This is a genomic window from Sulfolobus sp. B1 (genome assembly GCF_007050195.1).
Lineage (GTDB): Archaea > Thermoproteota > Thermoprotei_A > Sulfolobales > Sulfolobaceae > Saccharolobus.
On record NZ_QIMI01000191.1, the window covers coordinates 1 to 2,186 of the forward strand.

The 2,186-nt window shown below is 32.9% G+C and carries 2 protein-coding genes; both read right to left on the reverse strand.

Annotated elements, in window-relative coordinates; all coding sequences use genetic code 11:
* Window positions 1–47: 47 nt before the first annotated feature.
* Complete coding sequence (gene glcU / locus DMP16_RS09270; RefSeq protein WP_069283287.1) at window positions 48–899, reverse strand: glucose ABC transporter permease GlcU; 852 nt, start codon at window positions 897–899, stop codon at window positions 48–50.
* Entirely contained in the window at window positions 896–1,753 is an 858-nt protein-coding gene (glcT, locus tag DMP16_RS09275) for a glucose ABC transporter permease GlcT (protein WP_069283289.1), read from the reverse strand. Before glcT ends, glcU begins: the two co-directional genes overlap by 4 nt.
* Between the last annotated feature and the right edge of the window lie 433 nt (window positions 1,754–2,186).

Sequence of the window (2,186 nt, forward strand, 5' to 3'; positions counted from 1 at the left end):
CTCTTAAAAACCTTACTAATACTCCTAGCAACAATCCTAACCAAACATCACACCCCCTTACCTCCTCCTCCTAGGGCAATTAACCCTCTTATAAAGTATCTTCCAAGGAATATAAATATTGCTAGTGGTATTATACTCGCTAACATAGCAGCAGCGAATGTGTCATTATATAACGTGCCATATCCTCCAGTATACGATTCTACGGCTACAGAGATTAACCTCATACCCGGAGTTGTAACCAAAATTAGAGGTATGAAGAAATTATTCCATGATTGTATTATAATGAATATTAACGTTGATATAAAACCTGGCAAAGAGAGAGGAAACACTATCCTCATGAATATCTTTAAATCTCCAGTTCCGTCCATTTTAGCAGCTTCTATTAAACTTCTGGGTATCACGGAAATAAACATTGACATTAACAATGCTCCAGTAGGGATGTAAAATATTAGCATGGCAAAAATTATGCCTATATAACTATCTAAAATACCCATACTTACTATTAACCTTGTTAGGGGTATTAAGGTAGCTTGATAAGGTATGAAAGTCGCTAATGCTATTAAGGAAAATAATACATCGCTTATTGTTGAGGAAAACCTACTAAAGGAGTAAGAGAGAGTGTAGAAGAAATATGCACCCATAGCACCTAGAAACGCTGACACTAATGAAGTTGGAATTACGACTATTAGACTGTTAAGTAACGGTTTCGATAATGCACTGATAACTGTAATATAAGCACTTATTGAAAATTTAGTCGGAGGCGCTAATACTGGACTAGATAATACCTCTAAATTACTCTTAAATCCGTTTATGAGCATTGCATAGACTGGTATTAACCATATCACACTTATTATTGCTAATGCTAGGTAATGTAATGTGGCCTTTACGACTGGCCTCATCTCCTTATCCACCTCCTAATTATGATTAAAGCGTACGGTATTATAATGATCGAAGCTATCACTGTTATTATTGTGGCAACTGCTGTAGCTTGAGAGAAGAATTCTACAGTGAATAAGTAATACATATAGACTACTAAAGTTTGGAGGAAAACATTAGTAGGTCCTCCAGATAATATGTAAGGCAGACTAAATATTCTAAATGAAAATAAGAACAATAGGGCAGTCGATATGATAAATGAGTTTGTAGAATTAGGAATTAAGAACTTATATAAAATCTTAAAAGAATTAGCGCCATCCAACCTGGCTGCCTCCACTATCGTCTTATCAATATTCATGAAACCGGCTAAGTAGAATAACGCCGCAATTCCAGTATAAGCCCATATTGACACGATAATTAAGCTTGGAAACATTGTAGAAGTTGATGATAACCAGGGGAATTGTGGCAAACCTATTTTGACGAATAACCAATCTATACCTATGTTAATATTATACAGCCATAGCCAAATTAATGCATTTACAGCCATTGATATGGCAAGAGGATATATTATGATTGAAAGAAATACTGATCTAGCTTTATTTGATGTCAAAAAGTATAACAAACCTGCTAATAATATACCCAGAGCATTACCTACTAAGACTAAAATAGCTGACAATTCTAAGGAATGGATTAAAGAATTCTTGAACTCAAATGAACTCGCAACCGTTATAAATGTCTTCAATCCTACTAGTGTGGGCTTAGGATTTAAGAGAGACCAATTCATAAATGACATCGCTGCGTTCCATAAAACTAGATATAATAATATTGCAGAAAATATTGCAGTAGGAAGAACTAAAATTACAGTACCCCTCTTCATAATTATAATTTTTATTTTTTAGGGGTATAAATGTATTTTCTAAGTGTACGGATAGTAGGAAAAACTTCAACAAGACTGAAACATAAACATTAAGAGGTCTGTAAATGATCTAATGCCATCGTAAAAATTTTTTGGAATCTAAAAGAGTATGATAAATCAGATCTCAAGAATAGAACTAATTCAACTATACTTTTAATACAGATATTAGCATATGCAATTACATACTAGATTATTATAATTAATTTCATTTGCCTCAATAGTTAAACATTGATGCTTTAATAGTTAAACATAAGTTTTATTAATCTTTTTTTCATACGTTATCTTACCATGAAATATAATTATAGTTTAGTTAAGGGTTTATCATCAACACAAATAGCTATAATTGTTGCTGTAGTAGTAATAATTGTAGTTATTGGGGCAGTAGCAGGAGTAC